We start from the raw sequence: 13,623 nt of genomic DNA, 5'->3' as shown, positions 1-13,623 counted from the left end.
TGAGGATCGTGATCGCAGGGGCGACGGGCAATGTGGGCCGGCACGCGACGGCGGAGCGCCTGACGCGGCGGCCTCAGAACGCGCCGAGGTCCGCCGACAGCCAGTGCTCCGGGCGCAGGTAGACCGCGACGTTGGCGCCGAGGTTGGCTCGGGCGAAGTCCAGGTATCGCTGCCCGGCCTCGCCCGGCAGGTACCGGTATGTCATCTCCTCGAGTTGGGCGTCGGTGGCCGGCTCGATGCGGCTGACCGGGCCGTCCACCGCGACGTAGCGCGTGGTGGGCTCGACCCGGTCGACCATCAGCGAGAAGAATCCCGCCGCCTCGATCAGCCCGTGCTTGCGGGAGCCGTCACCGGTGAGCACCCACGGCTCACCGCCGGGCGAGTACTGGTACCAGATGGGCACGGTGAGCGGGCCGCGGCCCGCGCCTGCGGACACCGACAGGGCAGCGACGTGGGGTTCGGCCAGGAACTGTTCGCGGTCGTCTTTCGAGAGCGCCATGGGCTCACGCTAACCCGGCCGACCGACACCGCGGGCTCACCGGACGGGCAGCGGATAGTCGGGCACCGCGATCGAGTCGTACAGGCCGATTCCCTTGTCATTGAGTCGGGCCAGCGCGCCGGACACCGAGGTGGGCAGGATCGAGACGAGCCGGCCGACGCCCAGCAGCGCCCGCACACCCAACCCGGAGGACGGCAGGATCGCCTTCGCCACGCCCTTGGCCAGTGCGCGGCTGCCCAGCACCGGCTCGCGCATCACCCGTTCGTAGGCCGCGAAACCGGCAGCGGGGTCGCCGCCGGCGCGTTCCAACTCGCCGGCCAGGACGTAGGCACCGATGACGGCGAGGCTGGTGCTGCCGCCGACCGCCGGACCGGGGCAGTAGCCGGCATCGCCGGCCAGCGCCACCCGGCCGCGCGTCCAGGTGTTCAGCTGCAACTGGGTCACCGCATCGAAGTAGAACGCCGGCGTGCGGTCCAGCTCGCCGAGCCACCGGTCGACGGTCGGTGACAACCCGGCGAAGCGGTCCCGCAGAAGCGCCTGGTGCGCAGCGGTGTCGCGGTGGTCGTGGTGGTCTACGGCGGCGGAGCGGTACGCCGCGGCGGGCCGGAAGATGAACACCGCCCGCGCGTCGTCGAGGTGGTCGGCGGTGTAGATCATCGCCATCCGGTCGACGTCGACGAAGCCGCTCATCTCGCCGTCGCGGGCCAGCGCCTTGGGCACCGACACCACCGAAAGGTATGCACCGAGAAACTCGGTGTACCCGGCGTCCTCGCCGAACACCAGGCGCCGGACCCCGGAGTGCAGGCCGTCCGCGCCGACCACGATGTCGAACCGGCGGGCCGGGGAGTGGGCGAAGCTGACGCCTCCGTCGTCGTCGATCGCGGTGATGTGGTCACCGAACACGTACTCGACGTCGTCGCGGCCGGCGTCGTAGAAGATCTCGCTGAGGTCGTCGCGCATGATCTCGACGTGCCGGTCGGAGATGGCGGTCGACAGTTTGCGGTAGTCGATGCGAGTCGGGCGAGTTGCGCCGGCCCGATGCATCACGAGTGCAGAGGTGCCGGTGGCGCGGGCCAACACCCGGTCTCTCACGCCCATCTGTTCGGCGATGGCCATGGCCGGTCCGAACAGGTCGATGGCGTGACCGCCGGTCTTGCGCAGCGCCGGCGCCTTCTCCACGACGGTCACCTCGTCACCACGGCGGCTCAGCCAGTACGCGGCGACGGGACCGGCGACGCTCGCACCGGAAACCAGGACCTTCATGACGGACTCCTTACTTAACGATCGGTAAGCGACACCGCCAGCTTACTTAACGATCGGTCAGTTATGGTGGCTTCGTGACCATGCCTCGTTCGGACACCCGCCAGCGGATCCAGGAGGTGGCACGCGAGCTCTTCGCCGTCAAGGGAGTGCAACGCACCAGCCTGCAGGACATCGCCGCGCGGCTCGGCATCACCAAACCCGCGCTCTACTACCACTTCTCCTCGCGCGAAGACCTGGTGCGCAGCATCGTGCAGCCGCTGATCGACGCCGGTGAGCGCTATGTGCGCGACTGCGAGAAGCGGCGGGATCTCACGCCCCGGGAACTGCTCGAGGGCTACTTCGACTACCACTACCGCCACCGCGCCGATCTCGTCCTGGTGGTCTCCGAGCTGAGCACGCTCGCCGACCTCGGCCTCATCGACAGCATGCTGGCGTGGCGGGAGCGCCTGTGCGCGTTGCTCTTCGGGCCCGACCCGTCGCTCGACGAGGCGGCGCGCGCCGTGATCGCCCTGGGCGGCCTGCAGGACTGCTGCCTGCAGTTCCCGGACGCCCCCGCCGATGCGCTGCGTGCCGCGGTCGTCACCGGCGCACTGGCCGCCCTCGGAATGTGAGTCGCTGCCCATCCGCGCGGGCTAGAGTCGGGTGCCATGCGCTTCGGTCTGTTCATCCCGCAAGGCTGGCGGCTCGACCTCGTCGGCATTCCCGCCGAGGAGCACTGGCAGGTGATGTCCGATCTGGTCGCCTACGCCGACGACAGCGCGTGGGACTCGCTGTGGGTGTACGACCATTTCCACACCGTCCCGGTGCCCACCACGGAGGCCACCCACGAGGCGTGGTCGCTGATGTCGGCGTACGCGGCGATTACGTCGCGGATCAAACTCGGCCAGATGTGCACGGCGATGAGTTATCGCAACCCGGCCTATCTCGCGAAGGTCGCCGCCACCGTCGACATCATCTCCGGTGGCCGCGTGCAGATGGGCATCGGTGGCGGATGGTACGAACACGAATGGCGCGCTTACGGTTACGGCTTCCCGACGGCGGGCGTGCGGTTGGGCCGGCTCGACGAGGGCGTGCGGATCATGCGCGACGCCTGGCGCGACGGCCGGGTCAGCCTCAACGGCAGCCACTATCAGGTGGACAACGCGATCGTGCAGCCGAAGCCACTGCAGGACGGCGGTATTCCGCTGTGGATCGCCGGCGGAGGCGAGAAGGTCACGCTGCGGATCGCCGCGAAGTACGCGCAGTACACCAACTACACGTCCGATCCCGAGGGCTTCGAGCACAAGTCGACCGTGTTGGCCGGCCACTGTCGCGACGTGGGCACCGACTTCGACGCGATCGTGCGGTCGGCCAACTTCAACGTCGTGATCGGTGACTCCGAGGCCGACGTCGCCGACCGGGTCAAGCGGGTGCGTGAGCGGCTGGTCGCGGTGGCCGACGAGGGCGCCGTCGACGGCATGCTGTCGGGCGTGACCACGCCGTCGTCGGCCAGCGGTACTCCCGAACGGGCGATCGAACAGTTGACCCGGATGCGCGACCTCGGCTGCGAGTACGCGATTCTGTACTTCCCCGAGGCGGCTTACGACCGCTCCGGGATCGAGATGTTCGAGAAGCAGGTCATCCCGGCACTGAGCTAGCCTGGTACGACACAATCCGCCAGCCCCGCGCGGTGCGCAGCACCACCACGGCCACGTGCAGCGGCAGCGGATCCCGGTCGGCGAAGGAGAAGTCGGCGGCCAGGTAACCGAGGACCACGTCAGCGCTGGGGCGGCGGGTCTCGAGAATCCGGTACCGCACCGCCAATCCCGATGGCTGCGCGTCGTAGTACCGCGCGACACCGGCCGTGCCGACGGTGTACGGGCGCAGACCCTGGAAGATCGCGTCGTCGGTGAACAGCGCCGACACCCGGGCGGGGTCGTGCGCATCGATTCCGGCTCTCCACTCGTCGAGCACACCGCCGAGGATGCGGGTGCTGTCCTCAGCGCCCGGCACTCTGACCACCGTCCACATGCAGGATGTCACCGGTCACGAACGTCGCGGACTGCAGGTAGAGCACCGCCGCGACGACGTCGTCGACCGTGCCGAGCCGTCCCATCGGGTTGAGTCCGGCCAGGGCGGCATGGGTGGACGGGTCGTGCATCGGGGTGTCGATGACGCCGAGCGCCACCGTGTTGACCCGGATGTCGCGGGATGCGTACTCGACGGCCAGCGCCGTCGTCGCCGCATTGAGCCCGCCCTTCGTCAGCGAGGCCAGTGCCGAGGGCGCGTGGGAATCGGCGTGATCCACCAGGCTGGTCGAGATGTTGACGACGAGACCCCCGGCGGTCATCGCCGCCAGCGCCGCCCGGGTCAACTCGAAGAACCCGCGTACGTTCACACCGCTCACCGCGTCGAAATCGTCGTCGGTGTAGTCGGTGAACGCTTTCGGGACGAAGATGCCCGCGTTGTTCACCACGGTGTCGATGCGGCCGAATCGCTCGAGTGCGGCGTCGGCGATGCGTTGTCCGACACCGGGTTCTCCGATGTCGCCCGCCACGGTCAGCACCATGGGGTCGTCGCTGTCACCGATGCTTCGCGAGTTGGCGACCACGGCGTAGCCCAGCCCGCGGTAGGCCGCGACCAGGCCGGCGCCGATGCCCTGGGAGGCGCCGGTGATGATGGCAACGGGTGTCGAAGCGTTCATGGGATCCCTTTCGTCGGAAGTGGTACCCGACTCAACCGCGCGGCCGGGGCCGGCCATGTCCGCGCGCCGGGACGAAACACCTCCCTGGTGGAAGGCTTCGCCTACTACGCTGCACCGGTGGAGCTGCGTCAGCTGCGCTACTTCGTGGCCGTCGCCGAGGAGCTGAACTTCGGCCGGGCGGCCGAACGGCTGCGCATCGCCGGCCCGTCGCTGTCCCAGCAGATCAAGGCGCTCGAGCGAGATCTGAAGGTGACGCTGTTCGACCGGGACCGCCGATCGGTCACCCTGACCGCCGCCGGGACCGCGCTGCTGCCCGACGCCCGCGCGCTCATCGCGCAGGCGGACCAGCTACGCAGGCGCGCAACGGGTCTGGCGGTGTCGGAGCCGGTGCGGATCGGCTACGTCAACTGGTGCCCGACCGACTGGGCCGAGCGGGCGGCCGGTGTCGCGCAGGTCCGGGTCGACACCTGGGTCATGCCCTCGCACGCACAGGCCGCCCGCGTCGCCGACGGCACCCTCGACCTCGCGATCTGCTGGGTGCAGAAGGCCGACATCGAGGCGCTGTCGCTGGGCGCCCGGCTGCTCGGCGCCGACCGGTTGTACGCCGTCGACGTCGACGGCGGGGAACAGCCGGTCGACGCCGCCGAGGTCCTGGTGCTGGTGGACGCCGACGCCGCCAGCTGGTCGTCGTGGAATCGGTACGGCAAGCAGTTCGCCTCGGCCACCGGAGCGCGCGTCATGCGCACCGACGACGGCGGGGTCACCGGGCCGACCTTCTTCGAGCACGTCCGCCAATTGCGCCGCCCCGTCCTCAACAACCCGAAGGGGCAGACCGATCCGCTGCCGCGCGGGCTGGTGCGCCGCCCGGTGGTGAATCCGTCACCGGTGTGGACCTGGTCTCTGGTGTGGCGGCGTGCGGAGACCAATCCCGCGGTACACGCCGTGATCGACGAATTCACCTCCGGTGTCGGCGATCTGGGCCTGGGCGACGAATCGGTGTGGCTGCCCGCCGACGATCCGTACCGCACCGGCGGCCACCGCGGCGGCTGACAGCACCGGCCACGACCACTGCGCTCGCAGCTGCGAGGAAGCGGCTCACACCGGTCGGGACGCGAAACGCCGTCCGCGCTGTTGTCGCGAAACAGGAGAGCGTGATCGGAAGAAGAGGAGCACTCCCATGACCGACAACACCATCGTCGCCCTGGTGACCGGGGCCAATCGCGGGCTCGGGCGCCAACTCGCCGCCGAACTCGTCGCCCGCGGCGCCAAGGTCTACGCCGCGGCCAGGAAGCCGGAGACCATCGACCTGCCCGGTGTGGTGCCGATCCAGCTCGACATCACCGACCCCGAATCGGTGCGGCGCGCCGCCGAGACGGCGAAAGACGTCACCGTGCTGGTGAACAACGCGGGCGTCTCCACCCGCGCGGGCCTGCTGACCGGGACGGTCGAGGAGATCCGCCTGGAGATGGACACCCACTTCTTCGGCACGCTGGCCATGGCGCGGGCGTTCGTACCGATCATCGAGGGCAACGGCGGCGGTGCGATCCTCAACGTCCTGTCGGTGCTGGCCTGGGTTCATCCGCCCACCTCCGGCGCGTACTCCGCCGCCAAGGCCGCCGCGTGGGCGCTCACCGACGCGCTGCGCGCCGAACTGGCGCCGCGCAACATCCACGTCGCGGCGCTGCACGTCGGATACATGGACACCGACATGGTCAGCTACATTCCGGCCGATCAGAAGATCGATCCGGCGCTGGTCGCCAAGCAGGCGGTCGCCGGGCTGCTCGCCGGCGCACCGGAGATCCTCGCCGACGACCTGTCCCGCACGGTCAAGGCGCAGCTGTCCACCGCGAACGTCTGATTGCGATTGCATCGGCCCGGAGTGGGAAATCATCCACCCATGGAGAAAATCTCCCTCACCGCATTGGCCCGCGAACACCTCGAACTGGCTCGGTCGCACAACAGCGGCCGCAGCGCGCACACGGTGTACGGCGGGCACGAACACTCGCTGCGGCAGACGCTGATCGCGCTGGCCGGGGGCAACGGGCTCGACGAGCACGAAGCGCCGGAGGAGGCCACGCTCTACGTGGTGCAGGGCCGGGTCCGGCTGGGCGACGGCACGTCGCACTGGGAAGGCTCGGCCGGCGACCTCATCGTCATCCCGAAAGCCCGGCACGACCTGGCCGCGCTCGAGGACTCGGTGGTGCTGCTGACCGTCGTGAAGGCCGTCGGCCCCTACACCTGACGCGCGATCAGCGCCCGGCGATGATCTTCGGCGGTGCGGGTGGTGCCGGCGGGGCGGCCGGAGCCGGCGGCGCGTCGAAGTAACCGGGCGGCGGCGGCCCGTCGAGCGGGTAGTAGCCCCGGGGCAGCGGCGGTCCGGCCGGCTCTGCCCCCGGCTCCGGCGCGAGAGCCGGAGTGGACGACTCCGGCGCGGTGAACGACGTGTACCCGGGCGGCAGCGGCGGCGGGGGACCGGCGCCCGGCGGGGGAGGCGTGATCACCGGCGTTCCGCCGGGCATGCCCATCCCGTACGGGTCGCGGGCCTGATGCCACGCGTCGCGCAGGAAGCCCAGCGGGCCGTCGCCGGACCCGTAGACCGGGTTCTGCACCTGCGGCACCGGCGGCGGACCCACCGGCGGCGGGGCCGGCGGGGGCACCGGCCCCTCGGCGGCCACCGCGACCGGCTGGCCCGGGACCGGGGGCGGTCCCGGCGGGGGCGCGGGCTGGGCGGCGGCAGTGGCTGCCAGCGCGAGCGCACCCGCACCGGCGGCCACACCGGCGAGCACCACGTGGCGCAGTCGTCCGATCATGGTTGTCGAGGCTAGCGCCTCACGGCTCCGCGCGTGAACTAGATGGCCGGGCCCAGCAGATCGTCGGCGTCCTTGATGACGTACCCGTAGCCCTGTTCGGCCAGGAACCGCTGCCGGTGCGCGGCGTACTCGGCGTCGAGGCTGTCGCGCGACACCACCGAGTAGAACACCGCCCCGCCGCCGTCGTGCTTGGGCCGCAGCAGCCGGCCCAGCCGCTGCGCCTCCTCCTGACGCGACCCGAAGGTGCCAGAGACCTGCACGGCCACAGACGCTTCCGGCAGATCGATGGAGAAGTTCGCGACCTTGGACACCACCAGGGTGGAGATCTCCCCGCGGCGGAACTGGTCGAACAGCACCTCGCGGTCGGCGTTCTTCGTCGACCCCTGGATGACCGGGGCGTCGAGCGCCTGACCGAGTTCCTCGAGCTGGTCGAGGTACGCGCCGATCACCAGCGTCTGCTCACCCCGGTGCTTCTCGAGAATCGAGCGCACCACCGCGATCTTGGTGTGCGCGGTGGAGCACAGCTTGTAGCGCTCCTCCGGTTCGGCCGTCGCGTAGAGCATCCGCTCGTTGTCGGTCATCGTCACCCGGACCTCGATGCACTCGGCCGGTGCGATCCAACCCTGGGCCTCGATGTCCTTCCACGGCGCGTCGTAGCGCTTCGGCCCGATCAGCGAAAACACGTCACCTTCGCGGCCGTCCTCGCGGATCAGCGTCGCGGTCAGCCCGAGCCGGCGCCGCGACTGCAGATCGGCGGTCATCCGGAACACCGGCGCGGGCAGCAGGTGCACCTCGTCGTAGATGATCAGACCCCAGTCGCGGCTGTCGAACAGCTCGAGGTGGCGGTACTCGCCCTTGGTGCGGCGGGTGATCACCTGGTAGGTCGCGATGGTGACCGGGCGGATCTCCTTGCGCTCACCGGAGTACTCGCCGATCTCCTCCTCGGTCAGCGACGTGCGCGCCACCAGTTCGCGCTTCCACTGCCGGCCCGCCACGGTGTTGGTGACCAGGATCAGCGTGGTGGCCCCGGCCTTGGCCATCGCCGCCGCACCGACCAGCGTCTTACCGGCCCCGCACGGCAGCACCACCACACCGGACCCGCCCGACCAGAACGAGTCGGCCGCCATCTCCTGGTAGTCGCGCAAATGCCAGCCGTCCTGCTGCAGATCGATCGGGTGCTTCTCGCCGTCGACGTAGCCGGCGAGGTCCTCGGCCGGCCAGCCGATCTTGAGCAGCATCTGCTTGACGCGGCCGCGTTCGCTGTTGTGCACCACCACGGTGTCGTCGTCGATGCGCGCGCCCAGCATCGGGGCGATCTTCTTGTTGCGCAGCACCTCCTCGAGCACGGCGCGGTCCAGGCTGATCAGCGTCAACCCGTGCGCCGGGTGCTTGACCAGCTGCAGCCGGCCGTAGCGCCCCATGGTGTCGACGATGTCGACGAGCAGCGGTTGGGGCACCGCGTAGCGGGAGAAGCTGACCAGCGCGTCGACCACCTGCTCGGCGTCGTGCCCCGCCGCGCGGGCGTTCCACAGCGCCAGCGGCGTGATGCGGTAGGTGTGCACGTGCTCGGGCGCGCGCTCGAGTTCGGCGAACGGGGCGATGGCCGCGCGGGCCGCACCGGCCTGTTCGTGGTCGACCTCGAGCAGCACCGTCTTGTCGGACTGCACGATCAGGGGGCCGTCAGTCATGCGCGATCCGCCCCGGTTCCTCGCTGAAAGGTCATGCTTCTCCCTCGGAGCTCATCGCCCCATTATTCCGAGTCAATCGGCGTCGGCCGACACCACCGAGGTCACGCGGTGAATGGCGAATTCGCGCACGCGCCCGGATGCCGGGTCATAGGCCGTCAGCTGCCCGCCGCGGACGTTGACCGGGGCCACGACCCGCTGGGTGGCCACTCCGGCCGGGTCGACGTAGCCGATCACCACCGATGTCTGCCGCTGGGCCGCTTCCTGCAGCTGCGTTATCGCAACGCCCGGATCGAGCCGCATGTTCCCGGTCGGCGCGGCGGCCACCCGACGCAGCACCGCGACGATCGCGCTGAGCGTCTGGCCCGTCGGGGCCGCGGCCTGCCGGTAGACCCGCCGCCGGGGCGGGGCCGCCACCCGCGCGCCGCGCGCCCGGATGTCGACGATCGCGCCCGAGGAGTCCTCGGCGGCGGGGGCCAGCCCGGCGGCGCGCAACGCGGCCAGCACATCGGCGATCGGGGCCTGCGACACCGCGACCGTCGGGGCCAGCAGGCGCAGCTCGACGGCCTCGGTGGCCGGGGCGCCCACCGCTTGGGCCAGCAGTGCCGGATCCTCGCACCGCACGAACGCGGCGGCGATCCCGACGCGCAGCTGCCCGTGGCGCCGGGCCACGTCGTCGATCAGGTACGTCAACCCCTGCGGGACCGGCGTCTTCGAATGCCTCCCGAAGAACGCGTGCAGCTCGCTGGCGGTCTTGCCGGTGTCCAGGGCCCGGCGGATCGAGGCCTCGCTGACCCGGTACACCATTGCCGCCCCGGCGGATTCGACGGCGGCCACCGCCGAGAGCTGTTCGGCGAGGTCGCGTTCGAGCGGGCCCGGGACGACAACGGTCAGGTCGGCCTGTACGAGGAAGTGGTCGATGGGCGCGGGCAGCACCTTGGCCATCGCCGCGACCACGTCCTCGACGGGCTCGCCGGCGAGCATCCGGCGGGCCGGCGAGGCGATGGCGCCGCGGCCGACCAGGCCCAGCGCGTGGGCCTCGGTGAGCAGGCCGGCGACCGGTTCGGGCTGCAGCCGCACCGCCCACCGCGGCCGGCGCCAGATCATCGCCCGCGACGCGGTCGCCGCGTCGGCGCCCGCACCCGGCGGCAGGTCGGCCAGCACGCCGAGCAGCAGCCGGCGATCCAGCGGCGCGGCCGTGGAGTACAGCGAATCCGACAGCGCTGCATAAGGCTTCCCGTCGGGTCCGCGGCTGCCGATGAGACCGGGGCGGCCGGGCAGGTCCAGCCATGTCGACGCCATCAGGTGCCAGCGCACCGAGGTCGGGGACTCGATGAACCGGTCGGCAGCCACCGTCGGCGCCCAGAACGTGCCCGTGCCGTCACCCGGGTCGGGTTCGGGGACGCCGGCCGCGATCAGGCCGCCGGCCGCGGCGATCTCGAGGATCAGGCCGAGCCGGGCATCGTCGATGCCGGTGGCCTTGGTGAGTCTCTTGACGTCGCGGACGCCGAGGCCGCCGCTGCGCAACTCGGGCACCGGCGCGCTCGACAGCGTCTCGAGCAGCACGTCGACCTCGCGCAGCAGATCGATCGCTGCGCCGGCCGCCACCGCGTCGACGTCGGCCTGCGCGGTGGTCGACGCGACAGCGTCGGGCGGGGTGAGCTCGACCGGCCCCGGCGTCTCGCCGCGCATCACCTGCCCGACGATCCGGGGGAGGATCACGGTGTCGGTGTCGAGGTGGCGTAACAGCCCCGCGGCCAGCAGCCGCTGCACGGGACGGTCGGCGGGGGTTCCGGGTGCGGCGTCGCGGGTGCGCCCCACCGGGGATCCCTCCAGCAGCCGGTCCAGCAGATCCCGCTGGGCGGTGTCCAGGCCGGCCAGCGCTCCGGCGACTTCCTCAGAGGTCAGCGTCGGGATCTCCACCACCGCCTGGCCGGGGTACCACGGCAGCCCGGACGCCGCTTCCGCGGCCACCCGCACCGCGTCGTCGTCCCCCCACACCAGCGCTCGCGCCCGCAGGTCGTCGACAGCCACCGCCACGTCCGCCTCGGCCGCGCGCTCGCCGAGCAGTTCGACCAGCTTGGTCAGCGGCACCGCGGTGGTGTCGGCGTGCAGCACCAGCAGCGCGTCGAGCACCGCCAGCCGCAGGAAGTCCAGCTCGTCGGTGGCGGCCTTGACCGATTGCCGCGACGTGGCGCGCGCCGCCAGCGCGGCGATGGTGCCCGGCGGCGGCTGCGTCAGGTCGGGCCGCACCTCCAGCAGCCGGATGAGCCGCTCGTCGGGGAGGTGGGCCAACCAGGCGGCCAACGGGACGCCTGACGGGCCCCGGGTCGCGTCGCTCCGGCCCGCGGGCGGAGTGTGTTCGGTCATTGCTGACCAGCGTAAAGCAGCCGCCCAACCGCACCATCGGGCGCGGCATTTGCCACAATGAGGGCGTGGCTGACAAGAAATCGAAGAAGCACTACGTCGACAACGGGTGGCCCGTGCACCTCGACGGCGACGAGCACGCCGTCAGCGAGCTCGCCGCCGACCGCACCGGCGCACTGTCCCCCTTCGGTGACATCACGTTCCCGCTGCCGGCCGATGAGCTTCCGTACACGCACCCCGTCACGGTCGTCAACAAGTAAGTGACCGCCGGGCACTCGCCTGATCTGCCACGACTCTCCCACGTCGACGAGTCGGGTGCCGCACACATGGTCGACGTCAGCGCCAAGGACGTCACCAAACGGACCGCCGTGGCGGCGGGCACGCTGCACACCCGCCCGGACGTCGTCGCGCTGATCGCTTCGGCCGGGCTGCCCAAGGGCGATGCGCTGGCGACGGCCCGGGTGGCGGGCATCATGGCCGCCAAACGCACCAGTGAGCTCATCCCGCTGTGCCACCAGCTCGCGCTGACCGGGGTCGACGTCGATTTCGAGATCGGCGACCAGCAGGTGCGCATCACCGCCGCCGTGCGGACCACCGACCGCACCGGCGTGGAGATGGAAGCGCTGACCGCGGTGAGCGTGGCCGCGCTGACCGTCTACGACATGATCAAGGCCGTCGATCCGGCCGCCCGCATCGACGGCATCGCGGTGCTGCGCAAAGAGGGCGGTAAGACCGGCACCTGGACCCCGACGTGAGCACCCGCACCGGCCGGGTCGTCATCGCCTCCACCCGCGCCGCGGCCGGGATCTACGAGGACCGCACCGGCCCGCTCATCGTCGCCTGGCTCACCGACCGGGGAATCGCCACGCCGGCCCCGGTCGTCGTCGCTGACGGTGACCCGGTCGGGCCGGCGCTGCGCACCGCGGTCGCCGACGGCGTCGACATCCTCATCACCTCCGGCGGCACCGGCATCTCGCCCACCGACGCCACCCCGCAGGCCACCGCCGCGGTGCTCGACTACGAGATCCCGGGACTGGCCGAGGCCATCCGGCGGGCCGGGCTGCCGAGGGTGCCGACCGCCGTCCTGTCCCGGGGGCTCTGCGGCGTGGCCGGACGGACGCTGATCGTGAACCTGCCGGGATCGCCCGGCGGGGTCAAGGACGGGCTGTCCGTGCTCGCCGGCATCCTCGACCATGCCCTCGACCAACTGGCCGGAAAGGATCACCCGCGATGAACCCCGTCGTGCTGCGCGCCGCCGTCACCGAGGATCCGATCGACCTGGCCGAGCACGAAGAGTTGGTGGCCCACCAGTCCGCCGGCGCGGTGGTCGGCTTCTCGGGAGTGGTGCGCGACCACGACGGCGGCCGCGGCGTCACCCGGCTGGAGTACTCGGCGCATCCGAGCGCCGAGGCGGTGCTAGCCGAGGTGGCCGCGGAGGTCGCGGCCGAGGCCGACGGTGTGCGGGCCATCGCGGTCAGCCACCGCGTCGGGCCCTTGGAGATAGGCGACGCCGCCCTGGTGGCCGCTGTGGCAGCGGACCATCGCAGGGCGGCGTTCGACACCTGTGCCCGTCTCGTCGACGTCGTCAAGGACCGGATTCCGGTGTGGAAGCACCAGTTCTTCGGTGACGGCTCCGACGAGTGGGTGAACTCGGCCTGAGCCCGATCAGGCGGGCGGCAGGACCGGAGCGGGCGCCGGCACCGGTGCGCCCGGGGCGGGCGCCGGGGCCGGCGGCGTGCCGACGGGGATCGGCGCCGCGCCACCCGGGGTGTCCGGGGTGGTGAGCGGACGCTGGGTCAGCGCCAGCAGCGCATCCGCACCCGAGACCTCCTGGGTCTGGATCGCGTGCCACAGCTCCTTGAGGTAGGTGACGTTCGGGCTCTGGCCGGGGACCTGAGCCGGGTTGACCGTCGTGCCGGGCGGCAGGTTCTCCGGGCTTGCGAGGTGCGGAATCTCGGCGGGCACCGGCGGCAGGCCGGCCGGCATCGCCGGGACCTCACCGCTGACCGCCTGGTTGGCGGCGTCGAAGACCGGCTGCGGGACGTTGACCGCGTTGAGCGGGGCCAGCGGATCCGGGGCGGCGACCGGGGCCGGAGCCGGAGCCGGCGCGGGAGCCGGAGCCGGCGCGGGAGCCGGAGCTGGCGGCACGGGCGCCGGCTGCATCGGAAGCGGAGCGCCGTTCAACGACCAGGTCTGCGGTGCGTCGGGTGCCGGCGGGGCCGCGACGTCCCAGTTCTCGGCGGCGACGACCGCGCCGTCGGCCGGCGGGGCCGGGGGGACCGGCGCGGGCGGAGCCAGCGGTGCCGGAGCGAGATC

16 protein-coding genes and 1 pseudogene are annotated in these 13,623 nt (G+C 71.6%); 9 read left to right on the top strand and 8 right to left on the bottom strand.

From position 1 onward, the window contains the following. Positions 1-73: 73 nt before the first annotated feature. A complete protein-coding gene (locus E4P42_RS16115; RefSeq protein WP_135127086.1) occupies positions 74-499 on the bottom strand; it encodes a pyridoxamine 5'-phosphate oxidase family protein in 426 nt (141 codons plus the stop codon). 36 nt (positions 500-535) lie between these two features. Further along, positions 536-1,762 (bottom strand): FAD-dependent monooxygenase, encoded by a 1,227-nt coding sequence (locus tag E4P42_RS16110; protein ID WP_135127085.1) that lies wholly within the window; start codon positions 1,760-1,762, stop codon positions 536-538. 74 nt (positions 1,763-1,836) lie between these two features. Here E4P42_RS16110 and E4P42_RS16105 point away from each other — a divergent pair, with 74 nt between their 5' ends. Further along, the gene (locus E4P42_RS16105; protein ID WP_209305790.1) at positions 1,837-2,373 is read left to right on the top strand and encodes a TetR/AcrR family transcriptional regulator; all 537 of its coding nucleotides are present in this window, start codon (positions 1,837-1,839) and stop codon (positions 2,371-2,373) included. 36 nt (positions 2,374-2,409) lie between these two features. Next, complete coding sequence (locus tag E4P42_RS16100; protein WP_135127084.1) at positions 2,410-3,399, top strand: LLM class F420-dependent oxidoreductase; 990 nt, start codon at positions 2,410-2,412, stop codon at positions 3,397-3,399. On the opposite strand, the gene E4P42_RS16095 is transcribed toward E4P42_RS16100, so the two are convergent. Continuing rightward, positions 3,380-3,754: a nuclear transport factor 2 family protein gene (locus tag E4P42_RS16095; protein WP_245234056.1), complete on the bottom strand. Its 375-nt coding sequence runs from the start codon at positions 3,752-3,754 to the stop codon at positions 3,380-3,382. The genes E4P42_RS16100 and E4P42_RS16095 overlap by 20 nt on opposite strands. Beyond that, entirely contained in the window at positions 3,741-4,445 is a 705-nt protein-coding gene (locus E4P42_RS16090) for an SDR family NAD(P)-dependent oxidoreductase (protein WP_135127082.1), read from the bottom strand. Before E4P42_RS16090 ends, E4P42_RS16095 begins: the two co-directional genes overlap by 14 nt. A 117-nt stretch (positions 4,446-4,562) precedes the next feature. On the opposite strand from E4P42_RS16090, the gene E4P42_RS16085 reads away from it, so the two are divergent. The 3 genes from E4P42_RS16085 to E4P42_RS16075 all read left to right on the top strand — a co-directional run bounded on the left by E4P42_RS16085 (position 4,563) and on the right by E4P42_RS16075 (position 6,687). Continuing rightward, positions 4,563-5,495, top strand: coding sequence for a LysR family transcriptional regulator (locus E4P42_RS16085; protein WP_135127081.1), 933 nt, complete (start codon positions 4,563-4,565; stop codon positions 5,493-5,495). Between the two features lie 127 nt (positions 5,496-5,622). Beyond that, positions 5,623-6,303, top strand: a complete 681-nt coding sequence (locus tag E4P42_RS16080; protein ID WP_135127080.1) for an SDR family oxidoreductase — start codon at positions 5,623-5,625, stop codon at positions 6,301-6,303. 39 nt (positions 6,304-6,342) lie between these two features. Next, complete coding sequence (locus E4P42_RS16075) at positions 6,343-6,687, top strand: cupin domain-containing protein (protein ID WP_135127079.1); 345 nt, start codon at positions 6,343-6,345, stop codon at positions 6,685-6,687. Between the two features lie 7 nt (positions 6,688-6,694). Here E4P42_RS16075 and E4P42_RS16070 read toward each other — a convergent pair whose 3' ends face one another. From E4P42_RS16070 to E4P42_RS16060, 3 genes are all read right to left on the bottom strand, one after another. Further along, positions 6,695-7,255 carry a hypothetical protein gene (locus E4P42_RS16070; RefSeq protein ID WP_135127078.1) on the bottom strand — a complete coding sequence of 187 codons (561 nt, stop codon included), beginning with the start codon at positions 7,253-7,255 and terminating at the stop codon, positions 6,695-6,697. 38 nt (positions 7,256-7,293) lie between these two features. After that, positions 7,294-8,943, bottom strand: a complete 1,650-nt coding sequence (locus tag E4P42_RS16065) for a DNA repair helicase XPB (RefSeq protein WP_135127077.1) — start codon at positions 8,941-8,943, stop codon at positions 7,294-7,296. A gap of 72 nt (positions 8,944-9,015) precedes the next feature. Further along, positions 9,016-11,310, bottom strand: a complete 2,295-nt coding sequence (locus tag E4P42_RS16060; protein WP_135127076.1) for a helicase-associated domain-containing protein — start codon at positions 11,308-11,310, stop codon at positions 9,016-9,018. Positions 11,311-11,375: 65 nt separating this feature from the next. Between E4P42_RS16060 and E4P42_RS16055 the strand changes: the two genes are divergently transcribed. Genes E4P42_RS16055 through E4P42_RS16040 form a run of 4 tightly spaced genes read left to right on the top strand, consistent with a single transcriptional unit; the run spans position 11,376 to position 12,966 of the window. Next, positions 11,376-11,567, top strand: coding sequence for a hypothetical protein (locus tag E4P42_RS16055; protein WP_209305789.1), 192 nt, complete (start codon positions 11,376-11,378; stop codon positions 11,565-11,567). Next, positions 11,568-12,062 (top strand): cyclic pyranopterin monophosphate synthase MoaC, encoded by a 495-nt coding sequence (gene moaC, locus E4P42_RS16050; RefSeq protein WP_256371158.1) that lies wholly within the window; start codon positions 11,568-11,570, stop codon positions 12,060-12,062. Next, complete coding sequence (locus tag E4P42_RS16045) at positions 12,059-12,541, top strand: molybdenum cofactor biosynthesis protein B (protein WP_135127074.1); 483 nt, start codon at positions 12,059-12,061, stop codon at positions 12,539-12,541. The genes moaC and E4P42_RS16045 overlap by 4 nt, the downstream gene beginning before the upstream one ends. Then, positions 12,538-12,966, top strand: coding sequence for a molybdenum cofactor biosynthesis protein MoaE (locus tag E4P42_RS16040; protein ID WP_135127073.1), 429 nt, complete (start codon positions 12,538-12,540; stop codon positions 12,964-12,966). Before E4P42_RS16045 ends, E4P42_RS16040 begins: the two co-directional genes overlap by 4 nt. 6 nt (positions 12,967-12,972) lie before the next feature. Here the strand turns inward: E4P42_RS16040 and E4P42_RS16035 are convergent. Beyond that, a pseudogene (locus E4P42_RS16035) lies at positions 12,973-13,623 on the bottom strand (transglycosylase); the annotation flags it as partial.

This window comes from Mycobacterium sp. PS03-16, from assembly GCF_004570325.1.
Lineage (GTDB): Bacteria > Actinomycetota > Actinomycetes > Mycobacteriales > Mycobacteriaceae > Mycobacterium.
The sequence above is the reverse complement of the archived record's forward strand: the minus strand, read 5'-3'. Positions and strand labels throughout refer to the sequence as shown.